This is a genomic window from Roseibium sp. ROS1 (assembly GCF_054658215.1).
Genome location: NZ_BAAGIG010000004.1, coordinates 294,902 through 310,373, shown reverse-complemented (window position 1 = coordinate 310,373; position 15,472 = coordinate 294,902). Strand labels below are relative to the sequence as shown.

Here is a 15,472-nt window from a genome sequence, read left to right as displayed (position 1 = left end):
GGCGGTGGCGAAGCGCTATCCACCTTCGTCTATTTCCCCAGAACACAGCCGAAAATCGGCCCCGCGCCCTTCACACGGGCCAGGTTCGTGCCGGCCAGTTTCCGGTGTCCGGAACCTGGTTTGGCGGGGTTCCGGCCACGTGGATTTGGCAAGGCTGTCGCCAATCTGGCAGCTTCGGTCCGTGTCAGGTCCTTGGCGCTCTTGCCGAACCAGGCCTGCGCGGCGGCTTCGGCGCCGAAGATACCCTCGCCCCACTCGGCAATATTGAGGTAGATTTCCAGGATCCGCTTCTTGGACAGGATGGCATCCAGCATCAGGGCCAGCGGCAGTTCCAGCCCCTTGCGGATGTAGGACCGCTCGCCCCACAGAAACAGGTTCTTGGCGGTCTGCATCGTGATGGTGCTTGCGCCGCGAGGCTTCTCGCCTTCGCTCAGTGCTTCGACCTGATCCTGAAGCGCGTCCCACTCGACGCCGTCGTTTTCGCAAAAGCCGCTGTCTTCCGAAGTGATGACCGACCGGACGAGGTTTGGCGAAATCTGCTCAAGCGGTACCCACTGCCGGTCGACCCATAGAAACTGGACATAGCGCCCGATCATCAGCGTGCTTATGGGCGGCACGACGGAATAGATGACAGTAAGAACGGGCGGAAGCAGGACCAGGACCAGCAACAGCTGCAACAAGCGCTTGCGGACAAGGCCGATCATGCCACGGCGGCGCCCCGGCGCGCCCCCGGAGCCTGACTTTCCACCCGTTGCAGGTTTGACCCTAACCATTCAGTTCCCGTTCGTTATCGACAATGAAGTCGCGGACAATCGGCACGGCATCCCTCTCCTTCGACAGGAGGAGCTGGAAGACCATGTTGGATCCGTGCAGGAAACCCAGCTCGACCGCACACAGATAAAACTCCCACATACGGCAGAAAGTTTCGTCATAAAGATCAGCGGCAATCGCCCTCTTGTCTTCGAAGCGAATGCGCCAGTCGCGAATGGTGTAGTAGTAGTGCAGCCGCAGGATTTCCGCATCGCAGACCCATAACCCAAGCCGTTCGGTAGACGCAAAGACTTCCGACAGCGCAGGAACGTAACCCCCGGGGAAAATATACTTGCGAATAAAAGGCCCGGTGGTGCCCGGAGGCGTCATGCGACCGATGGAATGCACGACCGCATAGCCTTTTTCGGTCAGGCATCTGCGGATCTGTCCGAAATACTCGTCGAGGTGGCCGATACCGACATGTTCCATCATGCCGACCGAGATGATCCGGTCGAATTGCCCTTCGAATTCCCGGTAATCCTTCAGAACGAATGTCACCTGGTCCTCAAGACCCGCAGCGCGCACGCGTTCTTCGGCGATTTTCACTTGCTCTGGCGAGACGTTGAGCGAGGTAACCTTTGCACCGGCCTGAGCCATGCGGATGGCGAGTGAGCCCCAGCCGCCGCCGATTTCAAGCACTTCCATCCCTGGCTTCAGATCCAGCTTGGCGACCAGATGGGCCAGCTTGGCCGCCTGGGCTTGTTCCAGCGTGTCGTCAGGCGAGGTGTAATAGGCACAGCTGTAGTTGAGGCCCTCATCCATGAACAGCCGATAGAGGTCGGTTGAAAGGTCATAGTGATGCCGCGCCTGCGACTTTGCCCGTTCGACGCTGTTCTGCTGCTGGCGCCGCCGCAAGAGCTTCCAGCCCTTCCGCAACAGGCCCTGCACGGGATTGGCCCCTAGCGGCGCCCTGTTGATGGAAAACAGGAACATGAAGTCGTAGCAGGTCGACCCTTCCTCCATCGTCAGGGTTCCATCCATATAAGCTTCGCCCGCGGCCAGCTCCGGATTGAGAAAAAGGGATCGGTAAAGCTTTTTGTCATGCAGCCGGATGGTCACTGTCGGACCGTCCTCGCCCGACCCGAATTCGTGCACGGCACCCGCGACGTCGATCACACGCATGCGCCCGCGCTTGATGAAGGATCGCAGAAGGCTCGACAGCAGTTTCATGGAAAAATCTCCAAATGGGTCAGTTTGAAAAGATCGGGCAGGTAGCTCCCGCATTTTTTTGAAATTCGAGCCTTGACGATACAGAGAATTGGTTTCAGGGAAACCCGGACTTTGAAAATGTTGCCGATCCGTCCCGGAGCCAATCGTGACCCTTGACCCAAACCAGCATCTGACATTCCAGGCCAAGTTTGTGGAGGCCACGCTGGAAACGCTTCTGGCCACCCAGGCGCTGCCGGATGAAACCGTGCGCCCTCCAAGGCTGCTTGCCGCCATGCGCCACGGCGCGCTCAACGGCGGCAAGCGACTGCGGCCGGTTCTGGTGATGGAGGCTGCCAACCTGTTCGGGCGGGCGGATGACGGCGTTCTGCAGGCTGCCTGCGCGCTGGAACTGATCCATTGTTATTCGCTGGTCCATGACGACCTGCCAGCCATGGACGACGACGATCTTCGCCGGGGACAGCCAACCGTGCACAAGGCCTATGACGAGGCGACCGCCATCCTGGCCGGCGATGCGTTGCTGACGCTCGCCTTTGACGTGATCACGGGCGAGGCGGTGCATGCGGATGCAGCCGTGCGCCTGCGGCTATCGCGCGAACTGGCCCGCGCGTCGGGCATCGGCGGCATGGCGGGCGGGCAGATGCTCGACCTGGAGTCCGAACACCGCGAGCGCTCCGAGGCGGAGATCCGCCAGCTTCAATCCATGAAAACCGGCGCGCTGCTGCGCTACGCCTGCCGGGCGGGCGCCATTCTGGCGGATGCAGCGGAAGCGGATGTCGACCGGCTGACCCGCTTCGGTGAAGTGATCGGCCTTGCCTTCCAGCTCGCGGACGACCTTCTGGACGTGGAAGCCAGCGCGGAAACAATGGGCAAGGCCACCGGCAAGGATGCGGAGGCCGGCAAGGCGACGCTTGTAGGCCTCTGGGGCACCGACAGGACGCGCAACGAGCTCGGCCGGCTGGTGGAGGAAGCCGAAACGCTTCTCGCGCCCTACGGCAGCCGTGCGGCGATCCTGAGCGCCCTTGCCCGTTTCATCGTCAACCGGACCAACTGACGAGACAAAAAAGCCCTTGAGGGTCGAGCGATCCTCAGGGGCTAGAATGCAATGGGGGCTCAACGCCCGGGAAATTCCCTTGGCAAGACCGGTTCCTGATGGAAGCGGTCACTCTGCCGGTGCGCCGGCCTTGTCCTTGGCATGACGGCCGAAGTCGGGGGCGTCGGTTTCCTGACCGGCCTCGATGATCGAGCGGCGGATACCCCGGGTGCGGGTAAAGAGGTCGAACAGCATCTGGCCATCGCCCCAGCGGATTGCCCGCTGAAGGGCGGAAAGATCTTCGGAAAACCGCGCCAGCATTTCCAGGATCGCGTCCTTGTTGTGCAGGCAGACGTCCCGCCACATGGTCGGATCGGACGCCGCCAGACGCGTGAAATCGCGAAAACCGGACGCCGAATACTTGATGACTTCCGACTTGGTGACCGTCTCCAGATCGTCCGCGGTGCCGACGATGTTGTAGGCAATCAGATGCGGCAGATGCGAAACGATGGCCAGCACCAGATCGTGGTGTCTGGCGTCCATCGTGTCGACGTCGGAACCGCAGGCGCGCCAGAAGGCGCTGAGTTTTTCGAGGGCCTCGGGATCCGTGTCCTCTGCCGGTGTCAGGATGCACCAGCGCTGGTCGAACAGCGTCGGAAACCCGGCATCGGGTCCGGACTGTTCGGTCCCGGCAATCGGGTGACCCGGAATGAAATGCACGCCTTCAGGCACATGGGGGCTGACCTGATCGACGACGGACCCCTTGGTGGAACCGACATCGGTCAGGATCGCGCCTTTTTTCAGCGCAGGCGCAATCCACTTGGCAATGGCCTCATTGGCCCCCACCGGCGCGCAGAGGATCACCAGGTCGGCCCCCTCCACCGCCACGGCGGCGTCGAGCGCATAACTGTCGCCCAGGCCCAGCTCCTCCGCCCTTTGCAGGGTATCCGCAGACCGGGTGGAAATCGCGATTTCCTTGACCAGGCCGCGTTCACGGGCGACCTGTGCGAGCGAGGAACCGATCAGGCCGATGCCGATCAGGGCCATGCGCTCGAAAATGGGAGCAACAGTCATGTGTTCTTATTTCTGTTCCAGAAAGTCCTTCAGGTGGCCAATGATGGCCCGGTTGGCGTCTTCCGAACCGATCGTCATGCGGATCGAGTTCGGCAGCCCGTAATTGCCGACCATGCGCAGCACGCAGCCGCGCTCCAGCAGATAGGCATCGGCATCCGCCGCGCGCTTGCCGTCCTCGTCGGGGAAGTGAACCAGCACGAAGTTGCCGACGCTTGGCGTCACCTTCAGGCCGAGCTTTTCCAGCTCCGCCATCACCCAGGGCAGCCAGGTGTCATTGTGCTCGATCGAGCGCGTGACGAAATCACGGTCACGAACAGCGGCCATGCCGGCGGCAATCGCCATGCCGTTGACGTTGAACGGACCCCGGATGCGGTTGAGCGCATCGATCACATGGGCCGGACCGAAGCCCCAGCCGAGACGCAGATTGGCAAGGCCGTAAATCTTGGAGAAGGTCCGCGTCATGATGACGTTGTCGGACGTCGCTGCCAGCTCGAGACCGCTTTCATAGTCGTTGCGGCGAACATATTCCGCATAGGCGGCATCCAGAACCAGCAGGACGTTGGCCGGCAGGCCCTCATGCAGCCGCTTGACCTCCTCGAACGGCAGATAGGTGCCGGTCGGATTGTTCGGGTTGGCGATGAAGACCATGCGCGTCTTGTCGGTGACCCTTGCCAGGATCGCATCGACATCCGTCGTCAGGTCCTTTTCAGGCGCAATCACCGGCGTTGCCCCGGCGGCGCGGATGGCAATGTCGTAGACCAGGAAGCCGTGTTCGGAATAGATCGCCTCGTCGCCCTGGCCGAGATAACCGTAGGCGATCAGGCTGAGAACCTCGTCGGACCCGGCGCCGCAGATGATGCGGTCCGGATTGAGGCCGTAGACTTCGCCGATGGCCGCACGCAGTTCGGCAGAGGAGCCGTCCGGATAAAGTTCCAGGTTCCGCGCCACGGCTTCAATGGCCGCGCGGGCAGCATCGCTGGTGCCGAGCGGCGTTTCGTTGGACGAAAGCTTGTGAACGGTCTTGCCGTGGCTGCCCTTGGACTTGCCGGGAACATAAGGCGCAATATCCAGAACGCCCGGCCGCGGCTGCGGACGGTTTGCGGTTGCCTTGCCGGCTTCAGTCACTGTCGTCATCTCGTTCATCCCTGAGGCTCCTCGTCCTCGGCAGCAAAAGTGTCGTCCGGATCGCCATTGCCGTCGATCGGTGCGGCATAGCCGCCGACACGTCTCAAAACTTCCGGGGCGGCGCCTGCGGCAAGGCAGGCTGCGCGCACATCCTCTTCCGTCAGCTCGCCGGAAATCGCAAGCAGCGCGTCGACACCGGCGGCGGACCGGAAGAAACTGAGCACTTCAATGCCTTCGTCCATCAGGTTACCAGGCAGAAGATCCGACCAGCGGGCGTCATAAACCGCAATATCGGCGTTGTCGATCATGCTGTCGGCCTTGGCCAGCACCAGCGCCGGCAGGTCCGCGGGACGCTCGTCCAGAATGACGAAGGGCAGCCGCGCCCGCACCAGTGCGCCGGATTCGCTGAGGCCACGCCACCAGGGCAGCTCCGCCCGGTCGATCAGCGCCACAAGGCCCAGGTCACCGGCAGACGCCGTCACCGCGCCGACCACGTCGGCCGCATCGCTTCCCGGCACCAGCTCCACGGAAAAACCGAAATAGAAACGCGCCAGGTCGAGCATCTCGATCAGATCGGCGCTGCCGTCCAGATGGACGGCGGTGTCTGCCTGCAGGCTGGTGCAGGCACAGATGAGATCCCGCCAGATGTGTTCGACGGTTGCCAGCGGCAGGTCGCCCTGGTGGCGCTCCACCATCTGGCGCATCAGGTCGGCGTCACGTTCGGGTTGAAACAGGGCGGGTGCAGCTCCCGCGGCGCGGCCGGCAGCCTGGATACCGGCTTCGGCCTGGGCGCGTTCCATCAGGGCGGTGTGGATGCGTGCATCGATCTCGTCGACCCGTGTCCTGAGGTCGTCCAGCGACAGCCCGCTGTCCGGCAAGTGAGACATGAGGTGGCTCCGGCCTTCGTTTGGGTTCAGCGGCGCATAGTCATAGGCATGTGATTGCCCAAAGGCAAAAGAAAACATTGACTCAGGCGTTCCGGCACGGCTAGGTCGCCAGTCTGGCCGTTCTGCCGGGTGCCTGCCGTTTCCCGGTGGCGGACCGTGGCCCGCTCAACCGGCCTGAAATATTCCCGCCCGGGACAACAGATAATTCTTTAGAGCCATGTCCGCAGACACATCACGTCCAGCCACCCCGGAGGATCTGAAGGCAAGCGAAGCGGTTTCGCCCTCGAGCAAACTTGCGCGCTTTCCCGCAGAAGAACCGCTGGAGCTCGATGCCGGCGTAAAGCTTGGCCCCTGGCAGATTGCGTATGAAACCTATGGCGAGCTCAACGCGGACAAGTCCAACGCCGTTATCGTGTGCCACGCCCTGACGGGCGACCAGTATGTGGCCTCCACCAATCCCGTGACGGGCAAGCCCGGCTGGTGGAGCCAGATGGTCGGCCCCGGCAAGCCGGTCGACACCAATCATTATTTCGTTATCTGTTCCAACGTTCTCGGCGGCTGCCTCGGCACCACAGGACCGGCCTCCATCAACCCGGAGACAGGGCAGCCCTACGGCCTTGCACTGCCTGTCATCACCATTCGCGACATGGTCCGGGCACAGGCGCGCCTTGTCGATCATCTTGGTATCGACACGCTGTTTGCGGTCATCGGCGGCTCCATGGGCGGCATGCAGGTGCTGCAATGGGCGGCCAGCTATCCCGAGCGCGTGTTCTCGGCCGTACCGATTGCCGCGGCAGCGCGGCACACGTCCCAGAACATCGCCTTCCACGAAGTCGGCCGGCAGGCAATCATGGCCGACCCGAACTGGTGCGCCGGCAGTTACCTGCAGGAAGGACAAAGGCCGACCAAGGGCCTGGCGGTTGCCCGCATGGCGGCGCATGTCACCTATATGTCCGACGAATCCCTGCACCAGAAATTCGGCCGCAACCTGCAGGACCGGGACAATGTCACCTTCGGTTTCGACGCGGATTTCCAGATCGAGAGCTACCTGCGCCACCAGGGCATGACCTTCGTCGACCGGTTCGACGCCAATTCCTATCTCTATGTCACCCGGGCGATGGACTATTTCGACCTGGCGCATCAGTTCGGCGGCTCTCTGGCGAACGCCTTCAAGGGAACGAAAACACGTTTCTGCGTCATGTCGTTCACATCCGACTGGCTGTTCCCCACGTCCGAAAGCCGGCGCGTGGTCAAGGCGCTCAATGCGGCGGCGGCCAATGTCTCCTTCGTCGAGATCGAAAGCGACCGGGGTCACGACTCGTTCCTGCTGGACGTGCCGGAGATGTTCCAGACGATTTCCGGCTTCGTCACCGGCGCAGCACACGCCCGCGGCCTGCCCGCACCGGGCGAGGAGGCCTGATCCCGTGAACCTGGCTCCAAGACAGACCAAGAGCGGAGACGTGCGCGGCGACCACAAGGTTGTCGCCTCGCTGGTACCGCACAATGCCCGCGTGCTCGACATCGGGTCGGCCGACGGTGAGCTGCTCGACCTTCTGGTGCGCGAACGCCAGGTGGACGGACGCGGCATCGAACTGTCCCAGGAAGGCGTCAACCGCTGCGTAGCCCGCGGCCTGTCGGTGATCCAGGGCGATGCCGACCAGGACCTGTCCGACTATCCGGACGGGGCGTTCGACGTCGTGATCCTGAGCCAGACCCTGCAGGCGACCCGCGAACCGAAAAAGGTCGTCAGCGAGCTCCTGCGCATCGGCAATCAGGTCGTGATTTCGATCCCGAACTTCGCCCATTGGCGCAACCGGGCCCAGCTCCTGTTCCGCGGCCGCATGCCGGTGACCAAGTACCTGCCTTACGAATGGTACGACACGCCGAACATCCACTTCTGTTCCCTGCGCGATTTCGTCGAGCTTTGCCGGGAACTGGACGCGAATGTCGAAAAGGCCATCGCCCTCAGCGGCCGGGGCAACAAGATCCCGGTCAACGCCCCCTGGTGGGTGTGGAACATCGTTGCCGAACAGGCCGTTTTTCTGCTGAAGCGGTGAGCGGCTGGGTCGACCGGTGGCAGGCTAGGTTTCTAGACTTTCAAGTGAGAATTTAGGGAACTAGATCCCCACCCCTACCCCCTCCTCACAAGGGGGGGACCAGGCTTCACCCTGCATCACCTGGATTCGATTGGGCTACTTTGGCTGGAGGTGCTCGGTCAGCAACGAGCGCCTAGGCATTGTCCTGTCTCTTCCAGCAGAACCATCGAATGACCGGGACTCCCTGCGGGCATAGGCACACCACGCCGCAGAACAAATTTCACCGAATGCGCTCCGTTCAGACCGGCCGGAAAACGGGGAATCGGCTTGTCGATCGAAATGGCTCCGTCCCTAAGCACGCTCAAGGCACCGCTCTTGACCAACTGGATGAGACCGGCTTGACTCGGCAACACGTCATAGGCTTCGGCTTTGCCGCTGGCCACGATATCTTCCGCCGACACATCCACGACCCCATCGGGATAAAAACGGCGCATTTCTGCCTCCAAGCCGGTGGGGTATTCTTCGCGCTTTAGTTCCACAAGACCCTTGTTCGTCAGGCGGTAGCTCCTGTTGCCGCTGTGGACGACGGGACCGCTTTTGATACCCTGTGTCTCCTCCGTCTTGTCACGGTGGCCAGACGGGAGTTTCAACTGGTCGAGCTTGTTACGGCCCGTCATCCGGACTTCCTTGCCCAGAGCACTGACCAACAATGCCCGCGCTTTGATCCAGTCAGAAGTATCTGCCTGATAGGCAACTGGAAATTTGCATTCGGACATAGAAGTAAGATCAACAACCTCTGCCGGCAGTCCGATGACACCCAAGCCCTGCTTGTTGCCGCCACCGACAAATCGCTCGACTCGCCCCGTCGCACCCGTCACGCGCAAAACCATCGGACCAGAGATGTTGGCGACGATATAAAGTGGTTCCTTGCCCTCCTCGATATCGAGCGTCGCAAACGTGGTCTCCTGATCAAGTCCGGCAACCGAAACAGAGGAGAGCGCACTTCCTCCGCGGCCAGCGACAAACACGGCACTGGCTTCGGGCGAAGGCTTTGGCAGCTTGCAGCTTTCTGCTTCGATAAGTTGCGCCGGACGAAGAGGAGAAGGTGGCTCCGCAGCGAGGCGGTCAATCGTCTCAATGATTTCGTCAACAACAACTACACCATTGCCATCGGCATCAAACACCATGAATGCAGTCCCCAGGAAATCGCCCCGCCCATTTCGCCTGCGCGTACCATCGATAGCTTCCTTACTTGACGCAGCTATTTCGGCGGCGGACAGCTTGCCGTCGCCGTCGGTGTCGGCCTTTAACACTGCTGTCTCAAACTGCGATCGCTCGTTGCCCGAGAGGACCATACGGACTCGGTTAATTTCCTCGCGTGACACCTTGCCATCTCCGTCCAGGTCGTTCTTCAGGATCGTGGCCGTCATCCTCAAGCGCATTTCGGCGTCGTTCCGAAGGTCGATGGTCTCAGCCATCTCCCGTGTCAGCTCGCCCGTCGGTGACATCAGGAAGAGGCGAGAGATGAATTGTTCCTTCGTCTTTTCGGTGTTCCTGCTCGCCATCGTGCGAAGATAATTTTCATGATCATTGCGCGTTTGCGGCAGCGCCGCAGATGTGGCGATCAAAAGGGTGGAAATGGCGACCAAGCGACGGAACATGATGAAATCCTTCAAAAATGAGTCGGTCGAACCTGCTCTGGTTTCGACTGCAAATAAGATCATGGGGCGTTCCGGACGAGGATCCGGACGCATATCGAAATTCGTGCCTCAGACCCCAAGGGGACTTTCCAAGTATCAAAAGACCCTTAAGCAGGAACTCGTTACAAATTTGCAAACAATTACGGGAAAAATTAAACTCTACAACCTTAGCATTCTCGTCTTGCCCGGAGTTCCACCAATCGTGTCCGGCAAACTGAATACCCACCTCTCTCTTGTGGCGAGCGAGGTTGGAAGGAGTTTAGGAATAAAAGAAACAGGCAAGGGTCTTCCCAACCAAACCACCAGCCCTAGTCCGCCTTCACCCGCCGATGCACGGACCTGACAGGCTTCAGCCCTGTCGCGACGCCTTCGGGAATGAAGACAGGCCGCAGAACACGGAAGCGGCTTTTCTTGCCGTCGACGGGCAGGCTCTGGAACACGACCTTTTCCGCTTCCATGATCAGAACACCGCCAAAGGCAGGCCAGATGCGGCGGCCGATGCCTTCCCAGGTGCGGGCCGCGCGCAGGATGGTGCGGGCGCGCGAGGGCGGCATGAAGAGAGCTTCCTTGTCCTCGGTCACGTTGAACTGGCAGCTCTTCAGAAGATCCTTGAGCTGGCTGCCCGAATAAGGCCGGCCATAGCCGAAGGGGGAAAGCTCCGACTGCGCCCACAGGCCGCGCCGGTTCGGCACGACGGCGATCAGTCGCCCGCCCGGCACCAGCACCCGCCAGGCTTCCCTGAGAACCGCCGCAGGGTCCGAACAATGGTCGAGAGCGTGTACCAGCATCACCCGGTCGAAATAGGCATCGGGAAACGGCAGGTCCTGGTCTTCCACCAGCGCACAGGCGCTTTCCCGCTCGCGCGGCCAGTGAACCGCACCCTGAGGGGCGGGCATGGCGGCAATCGCCCGGTCAACCGTGTCGAGGTAGGGCCGCATGAACGGGCCCGCGTAACCGATACCGAGCAAAGCCTGGCCGGTAAGGTCCGGCCACATCTTGCGGATAGGCGCGCCGATCAGGCTGCGAAGCAGCCTGCCGAGTGGCAAATCGTAAAAAGCGCGCAAATGAACGACGTCGAGATACATTCAGCCTTGCTCGGTCAAGAAGGGTCGCGGCGATTGAACATGGAACGGCGGGAGAGCGCAAGATCTCTTGCCTTGCCCTTGGCGCCTGACTTTGCCAGTCTGCATCTCAACCAACAGATCTCAGCAGGGAGCCGTTTCATGGCCTTGAGCGACACCACCGAAATTCACCAGTTTACCTGTCTCGACGACAATTTCGGCGTGCTGATTCACGACACTGACAGCGGAACGACCATTGCCGTCGACGTGCCCGACGCCGATGCCTACGAAAAGGCGCTGGAGCAGACCGGCTGGTCGTTGACGCATATTCTGATCACCCATCACCATTGGGACCATGTCCAGGGCCTCGGCACACTCAAGCGGAAAACTGGCGCGACCGTCATCGGTCCCGAGCGTTCGCGGCTGAAGATTGCCGAGTTCGACCGCACCGTTGAAGACGGCGACGACGTCCGGTGCGGACCTTACGAGATCAAGGCGATCTCGACCCCGGGCCACACGCTGGATCAGATCTCCTGGTACATCGCCTCCATCAAGGTGGCCCACACCGGCGACACTCTGTTTTCGCTCGGGTGCGGCCGTGTGTTCGAGGGCGACAGGGACATGATGTGGTCGTCACTTGCCAAATTGATGCGCCAGCTGCCCGATGACACCACCATCTACTGCGGCCATGAATACACGCAGGCCAACGCACGCTTCGCCCTGACCATCGACCCGGACAACGCCGATCTGAAGGCACGGGCAGACGAAGTTGCCGCGCTGCGCGAGAAAGGCGCCGCGACATTGCCGACGACCATGGCGAAAGAGAAAGCAACGAACCCGTTCCTGCGTGCAGGTGAAGCTTCTGTCGCCGCTGCTCTCGGCATGGAAGGCAAAAGTGCTGCCGAAGTCTTTTCCGAGATCCGCATCCGCAAGGACAACGCTTGATCATACCTATAGGACCCGCAGCAGAAATCTTGCGCCGCCTTCCGGTTTTTCTTGGCCGGAAGGCTTAAAACAACGGCTGGTTGCCCCCATATGCACGCTATCGTGATCATGAAGGGGCACACACCATGACACCTGCGAGTTCCGAAGACCACTTGACACGCTCCGCGGAGCAGCGCGCACGGGACGTGGTCAGCCGCATCGTCGGCCAGGCCGAACCGATACCGGGTCATCTGGGCGGCGGACACAGGCTGGACATGCAACTCCTTTACGAGGAAGTGGTTGCGGCCCTGCGCGAAACCATTGATGATCTGGCTTTCTGCACCGGGTCGAAATCCTCCTGAGCGATCCCGTCCCGGAAATCCAGTTGATCCAGCCGGGACTTTTCATGACTTCTACTGCCAGCCTGACCGCCGAAAAGATCGTCGACCTTCTCGACATGCAACCGCACCCGGAAGGTGGCTTTTATGCCGAAACCTTCCGCGACAGCGTCACCGATGATGGCGGCCGGGCTGCATCTACCCTGATCTATTTCCTGCTTCCCGAAGGCATTCTCTCCCGCTGGCACAAGGTTGACGCGGTCGAGACCTGGCACTGGTACGCCGGCAGCCCGCTGGAACTTTCCATCAGCACCGACGGCACCACCCGGCAGGTGCTGACCCTGGGCAACGACCTTCTGGCCGGCGAGCGCCCGCAAGGCATCGTTCCCCGTGACGGCTGGCAGCAGGCCCGCTCGCTCGGTGCATGGACCCTGGTCGGCTGCACGGTTGCTCCCGGATTTCAGTTCGAAGGCTTCGTCATGGCACCGGAAGACTGGCAACCGGGGAGCTGATTTTTCGCTCCCTGTTGGATTCCTTGGAACCAATTCCTGTTTGACGAGTTCTCTCTCCAACGAAAGGAGAGAGGCATGAACGGTATCATCTATCTGGTCGGTCTCGTCGTCGTTGTCGGCGCGATCCTGTCCTTCATCGGACTGGTCTAACCTAGCCCCGATAACCCTGCCGCGCCCCCGGCAGACGATCTCCAACAGTTTGGGCCGGACGCAAGCCCCCGCCACGAACGGCCGCCCCCTGCCGTTCACCCAGCGTCCGGCCCTTTTCCGTTTCTGGCAAGGAATTGAACATGCACAACATTATCTATCTCGTCGGACTTGTCGTCGTGGTTGTTGCCATCCTGTCGTTTCTCGGCCTCGGCTGAGCCGGGGTAACCTCCCGATTATCGCAGGTTTGGCAACCACGCCCTCTGGCACCGCCCGCTGGTCGGCCCGCCAAACATTCTGGCGGAGCCGACTTATAGCGTTCACCGATCGTGAAAATGCCGGGATGGCGGAAAGACCAGGGGAATGAAGTACTCGCACTGGTTACAAGCTGCCGCACGCGCGGGATATCTTTCGCGCGGTATCGTCTATGGCATCATATCCTTCTTTGCCATTCTCGCGTCCATCGGCGCAGGCAGCAGCAAGGGCACCAAAGGTGCCCTTGTCACTCTCTTGTCCCAACCCTTCGGCTCTGTTCTGGTGGCTGTCCTAGTGACAGGCCTGTTCGGTTTTGTCGTCTGGCGGCTGGTTCAGGCCGTTCTGGACGCGGACAACCATGGACGGGACCTGCAGGGGATCGTCGTGCGCCTGGCCCTTCTGGCAAGCGCCGCCACCTATAGCGCGCTCGCCCTCTACGCCATTGGCCTGCTCGGAATTACGGGCACGGATGATGGCAAACTGCTGCCGGGCCTCATGAACGCTATCTCGCAAGCTCTTGGCCAGCGGGTATTCGTGACTGGCTTGTCCCTTGTCTTTTTGGGAATAGCGGTTGCGCATTGGTGGAAGGCCTGTTCAGGCCGATACAGCAAGCACTTCGATGAAAACGAAGCCCCGATGCGGATTGTTCACGTCGTGTCGGTTCTTGGCCTCGGTGCACGCGGGATCGTGTTCGCCCTTCTGTCGGCAATGATCTGGCTTGGCATCGAGGGCGCCTCAACCTCCGGCGGCGATCTGCCGAGCACTCTGGATGCTCTGAAATACATTCAGGGTTTGCCTTATGGGCAGGTCATGCTGTTCGCGCTGGCAGTTGGCCTGATGGTTTTTGCCATCTACTCCTTTGTCGAATCCCGATGGCGCAGGGTCAGCCTTTCCTGACACGCTGCTCAGGATTTGCTTCATCAATCGCCTGTCTGTCAGGATCACCTTGCTGATTTAGCCCCGAATTCCTTCGGCGCATGCTCATCGAGAAGGTCGTCCGACTGGGCGGCTTTTCGTTCCAGTTCAACCTGCTTTTCAAGATCCCGGTCGGCTTCCGTATCGTTCGGCACTTCTGCCGATTGCGGAAACGCCGCCTCTTTACGGGCGATCTTCCCGTGATCCTGATCTCCCTGGTGCCTGTCCGGCAGGAGGTTTTCCAGCGCAGGCGCATCATCGAACCTCAGCCGGTAGATGGGCTCCGGCAGGGAGAAGCCGTTTGATTCAAGCGCGAGCTTGACGAGGCGCATCGCCTCGGAACGGGCCTTCTGGAAATCGGTCCGCGTCTGGTCAATCCAGCCCACAAAACTCAGAACAACGTTGGAATCTCCCAACGCTTCGATCCAGGCATCGGGAGAGGGGTCCTGAAGAATGAACTCCTGGCGGCGAAGCGTCATCAGACCAACGTCCAGTGCCTTGTCGAGGTTGCTTTCCGCATCGACGCCCAATTCGAAGACGAAGCGGCGCCGTGGATTGGTGGAAAAGTTGACGAGGGTGCTCTTGAAGACGATGGCGTTGGGGATGCGGATATGGTTCCCGTCCTTTTCCATCAGGATCGTTGCACGCGACGTGAGACTGATGACAAAGCCCTCGTAGCCTTCAATCCGGACGAAGTCCTTCGGGTTGAACGGCTGCCGGATGCTGAGCATGATACTGGCAATGTAGTTTTCGACCGTGTCCCGGACAGCAAAGCCGACCGCCAGACCCACAATGCCGGCTGCTCCAAGCAAGGTGCCGATGACAGCAGTGGCGCCCAGCACATCAAGCGCAAGCACGATCCCGATCGTGAAGAACAGGATCCTGATCAGCTGCCTGACAAGATCTGCTATGAAGGCATTGGGCGTGAGCCTGTTCCAGGGCCATTCAAACCGCGCGATCAGCAGTCCGGCCGCACTGGCCAGCATCCAGACAAGCAGAGCAACCAGGGCAAGCGGCAGATAGTTCACCCCTTGGGACAGGCGCGCCTGCAAGCGCTCGTAAACCGGAACGAGACGTTCCTCCAGCGCGGTTTCCTCGGTGAGATTGTTCTGGACCGCGACGACGCCGTCGACACGGCCGGCAAGCTCTTCGGCCTTTGTGGCAAGGCTTGCCTCGGTCACGGTTCCGTTCAGGTTGACCACACCTGATCTTACGACGACCGAAATTCCGGAAAGCCCGTCGAGCTGGTCATAGATGCCGTTGATACGCTGCTCGATGGCCTGATCGTCGCCGGCACCGGGCATGGCGGTGATAGCTCCGGCGGGGCTTTCCGATTGTGAAGATGCAGGCAGTGCTCCGGGCAGAAACAGCAGCAGAGCAACAAGAAACGAGTGCAACAATCTGGAAATCATGACGGCCTTTCCGCACTTGTGCCCGGCTGCCGTCAGTAGAAGGGTTTCCGCTCGCGCCAGACTTCGACGCTAACTA

Annotated in this window: 15 protein-coding genes; 7 read left to right on the top strand and 8 right to left on the bottom strand. The window is 60.9% G+C overall.

Going from position 1 to position 15,472, the window contains the following annotated elements; genetic code table 11:
* Nucleotides 1-29 precede the first annotated feature (29 nt).
* Complete coding sequence (gene mtgA, locus ACYQ6M_RS24190; protein ID WP_460076050.1) at nt 30-773, bottom strand: monofunctional biosynthetic peptidoglycan transglycosylase; 744 nt, start codon at nt 771-773, stop codon at nt 30-32.
* Nucleotides 766-1,980 (bottom strand): SAM-dependent methyltransferase, encoded by a 1,215-nt coding sequence (locus ACYQ6M_RS24185; RefSeq protein WP_023002592.1) that lies wholly within the window; start codon nt 1,978-1,980, stop codon nt 766-768. Before ACYQ6M_RS24185 ends, mtgA begins: the two co-directional genes overlap by 8 nt.
* Before the next feature lie 145 nt (nt 1,981-2,125).
* On the opposite strand from ACYQ6M_RS24185, the gene ACYQ6M_RS24180 reads away from it, so the two are divergent.
* On the top strand, nt 2,126-3,031 hold the full coding sequence (locus ACYQ6M_RS24180; protein ID WP_023002591.1) for a polyprenyl synthetase family protein: 906 nt from the start codon (nt 2,126-2,128) through the stop codon (nt 3,029-3,031).
* A 108-nt stretch (nt 3,032-3,139) separates the two neighbouring features.
* Here the strand turns inward: ACYQ6M_RS24180 and ACYQ6M_RS24175 are convergent, their stop codons facing one another.
* Genes ACYQ6M_RS24175 through ACYQ6M_RS24165 form a run of 3 tightly spaced genes read right to left on the bottom strand, consistent with a single transcriptional unit; the run spans nt 3,140 to nt 6,096 of the window.
* Nucleotides 3,140-4,084, bottom strand: coding sequence for a prephenate/arogenate dehydrogenase family protein (locus tag ACYQ6M_RS24175; RefSeq protein WP_189640120.1), 945 nt, complete (start codon nt 4,082-4,084; stop codon nt 3,140-3,142).
* Between the two features lie 6 nt (nt 4,085-4,090).
* Complete coding sequence (gene hisC, locus ACYQ6M_RS24170; RefSeq protein WP_460076047.1) at nt 4,091-5,227, bottom strand: histidinol-phosphate transaminase; 1,137 nt, start codon at nt 5,225-5,227, stop codon at nt 4,091-4,093.
* Nucleotides 5,224-6,096 (bottom strand): chorismate mutase, encoded by an 873-nt coding sequence (locus ACYQ6M_RS24165; RefSeq protein WP_055660523.1) that lies wholly within the window; start codon nt 6,094-6,096, stop codon nt 5,224-5,226. Before ACYQ6M_RS24165 ends, hisC begins: the two co-directional genes overlap by 4 nt.
* A 217-nt stretch (nt 6,097-6,313) precedes the next feature.
* Between ACYQ6M_RS24165 and metX the strand changes: the two genes are divergently transcribed.
* Both metX and metW read left to right on the top strand, forming a co-directional pair.
* Nucleotides 6,314-7,516, top strand: a complete 1,203-nt coding sequence (metX, locus tag ACYQ6M_RS24160; protein WP_055660107.1) for a homoserine O-acetyltransferase MetX — start codon at nt 6,314-6,316, stop codon at nt 7,514-7,516.
* Nucleotides 7,517-7,520: 4 nt separating this feature from the next.
* Nucleotides 7,521-8,153: a methionine biosynthesis protein MetW gene (gene metW / locus ACYQ6M_RS24155; RefSeq protein WP_023002586.1), complete on the top strand. Its 633-nt coding sequence runs from the start codon at nt 7,521-7,523 to the stop codon at nt 8,151-8,153.
* A 158-nt stretch (nt 8,154-8,311) separates the two neighbouring features.
* On the opposite strand, the gene ACYQ6M_RS24150 is transcribed toward metW, so the two are convergent.
* Together ACYQ6M_RS24150 and ACYQ6M_RS24145 are read right to left on the bottom strand one after the other, a co-directional pair.
* Nucleotides 8,312-9,856: an EF-hand domain-containing protein gene (locus ACYQ6M_RS24150; protein ID WP_460076044.1), complete on the bottom strand. Its 1,545-nt coding sequence runs from the start codon at nt 9,854-9,856 to the stop codon at nt 8,312-8,314.
* A 284-nt stretch (nt 9,857-10,140) separates the two neighbouring features.
* Nucleotides 10,141-10,917, bottom strand: a complete 777-nt coding sequence (locus ACYQ6M_RS24145) for a class I SAM-dependent methyltransferase (RefSeq protein ID WP_229005226.1) — start codon at nt 10,915-10,917, stop codon at nt 10,141-10,143.
* A gap of 138 nt (nt 10,918-11,055) precedes the next feature.
* On the opposite strand from ACYQ6M_RS24145, the gene gloB reads away from it, so the two are divergent.
* From gloB to ACYQ6M_RS24125, 4 genes are all read left to right on the top strand, one after another.
* Nucleotides 11,056-11,838, top strand: a complete 783-nt coding sequence (gloB, locus tag ACYQ6M_RS24140) for a hydroxyacylglutathione hydrolase (protein ID WP_229005227.1) — start codon at nt 11,056-11,058, stop codon at nt 11,836-11,838.
* Nucleotides 11,839-11,963: 125 nt separating this feature from the next.
* Nucleotides 11,964-12,179: a hypothetical protein gene (locus tag ACYQ6M_RS24135; protein ID WP_023002583.1), complete on the top strand. Its 216-nt coding sequence runs from the start codon at nt 11,964-11,966 to the stop codon at nt 12,177-12,179.
* Between the two features lie 44 nt (nt 12,180-12,223).
* The gene (locus ACYQ6M_RS24130; protein WP_055660111.1) at nt 12,224-12,667 is read left to right on the top strand and encodes a cupin domain-containing protein; all 444 of its coding nucleotides are present in this window, start codon (nt 12,224-12,226) and stop codon (nt 12,665-12,667) included.
* Between the two features lie 510 nt (nt 12,668-13,177).
* A complete protein-coding gene (locus tag ACYQ6M_RS24125; protein ID WP_460076041.1) occupies nt 13,178-13,966 on the top strand; it encodes a DUF1206 domain-containing protein in 789 nt (262 codons plus the stop codon).
* Between the two features lie 44 nt (nt 13,967-14,010).
* Here the strand turns inward: ACYQ6M_RS24125 and ACYQ6M_RS24120 are convergent, their stop codons facing one another.
* The gene (locus tag ACYQ6M_RS24120; RefSeq protein ID WP_460076038.1) at nt 14,011-15,396 is read right to left on the bottom strand and encodes a mechanosensitive ion channel domain-containing protein; all 1,386 of its coding nucleotides are present in this window, start codon (nt 15,394-15,396) and stop codon (nt 14,011-14,013) included.
* Nucleotides 15,397-15,472: the final 76 nt, after the last annotated feature.

Coding starts and splice junctions, on each gene's coding strand:
- mtgA (WP_460076050.1), bottom strand. CDS start 773: ATGGTTAGGGTCAAACCTGCAACGGGTGGAAAGTCAGGCTCCGGGGGC.
- ACYQ6M_RS24185 (WP_023002592.1), bottom strand. CDS start 1,980: ATGAAACTGCTGTCGAGCCTTCTGCGATCCTTCATCAAGCGCGGGCGC.
- ACYQ6M_RS24175 (WP_189640120.1), bottom strand. CDS start 4,084: ATGACTGTTGCTCCCATTTTCGAGCGCATGGCCCTGATCGGCATCGGC.
- hisC (WP_460076047.1), bottom strand. CDS start 5,227: ATGAACGAGATGACGACAGTGACTGAAGCCGGCAAGGCAACCGCAAAC.
- ACYQ6M_RS24165 (WP_055660523.1), bottom strand. CDS start 6,096: ATGTCTCACTTGCCGGACAGCGGGCTGTCGCTGGACGACCTCAGGACA.
- metX (WP_055660107.1), top strand. CDS start 6,314: ATGTCCGCAGACACATCACGTCCAGCCACCCCGGAGGATCTGAAGGCA.
- ACYQ6M_RS24150 (WP_460076044.1), bottom strand. CDS start 9,856: ATGATCTTATTTGCAGTCGAAACCAGAGCAGGTTCGACCGACTCATTT.
- ACYQ6M_RS24145 (WP_229005226.1), bottom strand. CDS start 10,917: ATGTATCTCGACGTCGTTCATTTGCGCGCTTTTTACGATTTGCCACTC.
- gloB (WP_229005227.1), top strand. CDS start 11,056: ATGGCCTTGAGCGACACCACCGAAATTCACCAGTTTACCTGTCTCGAC.
- ACYQ6M_RS24135 (WP_023002583.1), top strand. CDS start 11,964: ATGACACCTGCGAGTTCCGAAGACCACTTGACACGCTCCGCGGAGCAG.
- ACYQ6M_RS24130 (WP_055660111.1), top strand. CDS start 12,224: ATGACTTCTACTGCCAGCCTGACCGCCGAAAAGATCGTCGACCTTCTC.
- ACYQ6M_RS24125 (WP_460076041.1), top strand. CDS start 13,178: ATGAAGTACTCGCACTGGTTACAAGCTGCCGCACGCGCGGGATATCTT.
- ACYQ6M_RS24120 (WP_460076038.1), bottom strand. CDS start 15,396: ATGATTTCCAGATTGTTGCACTCGTTTCTTGTTGCTCTGCTGCTGTTT.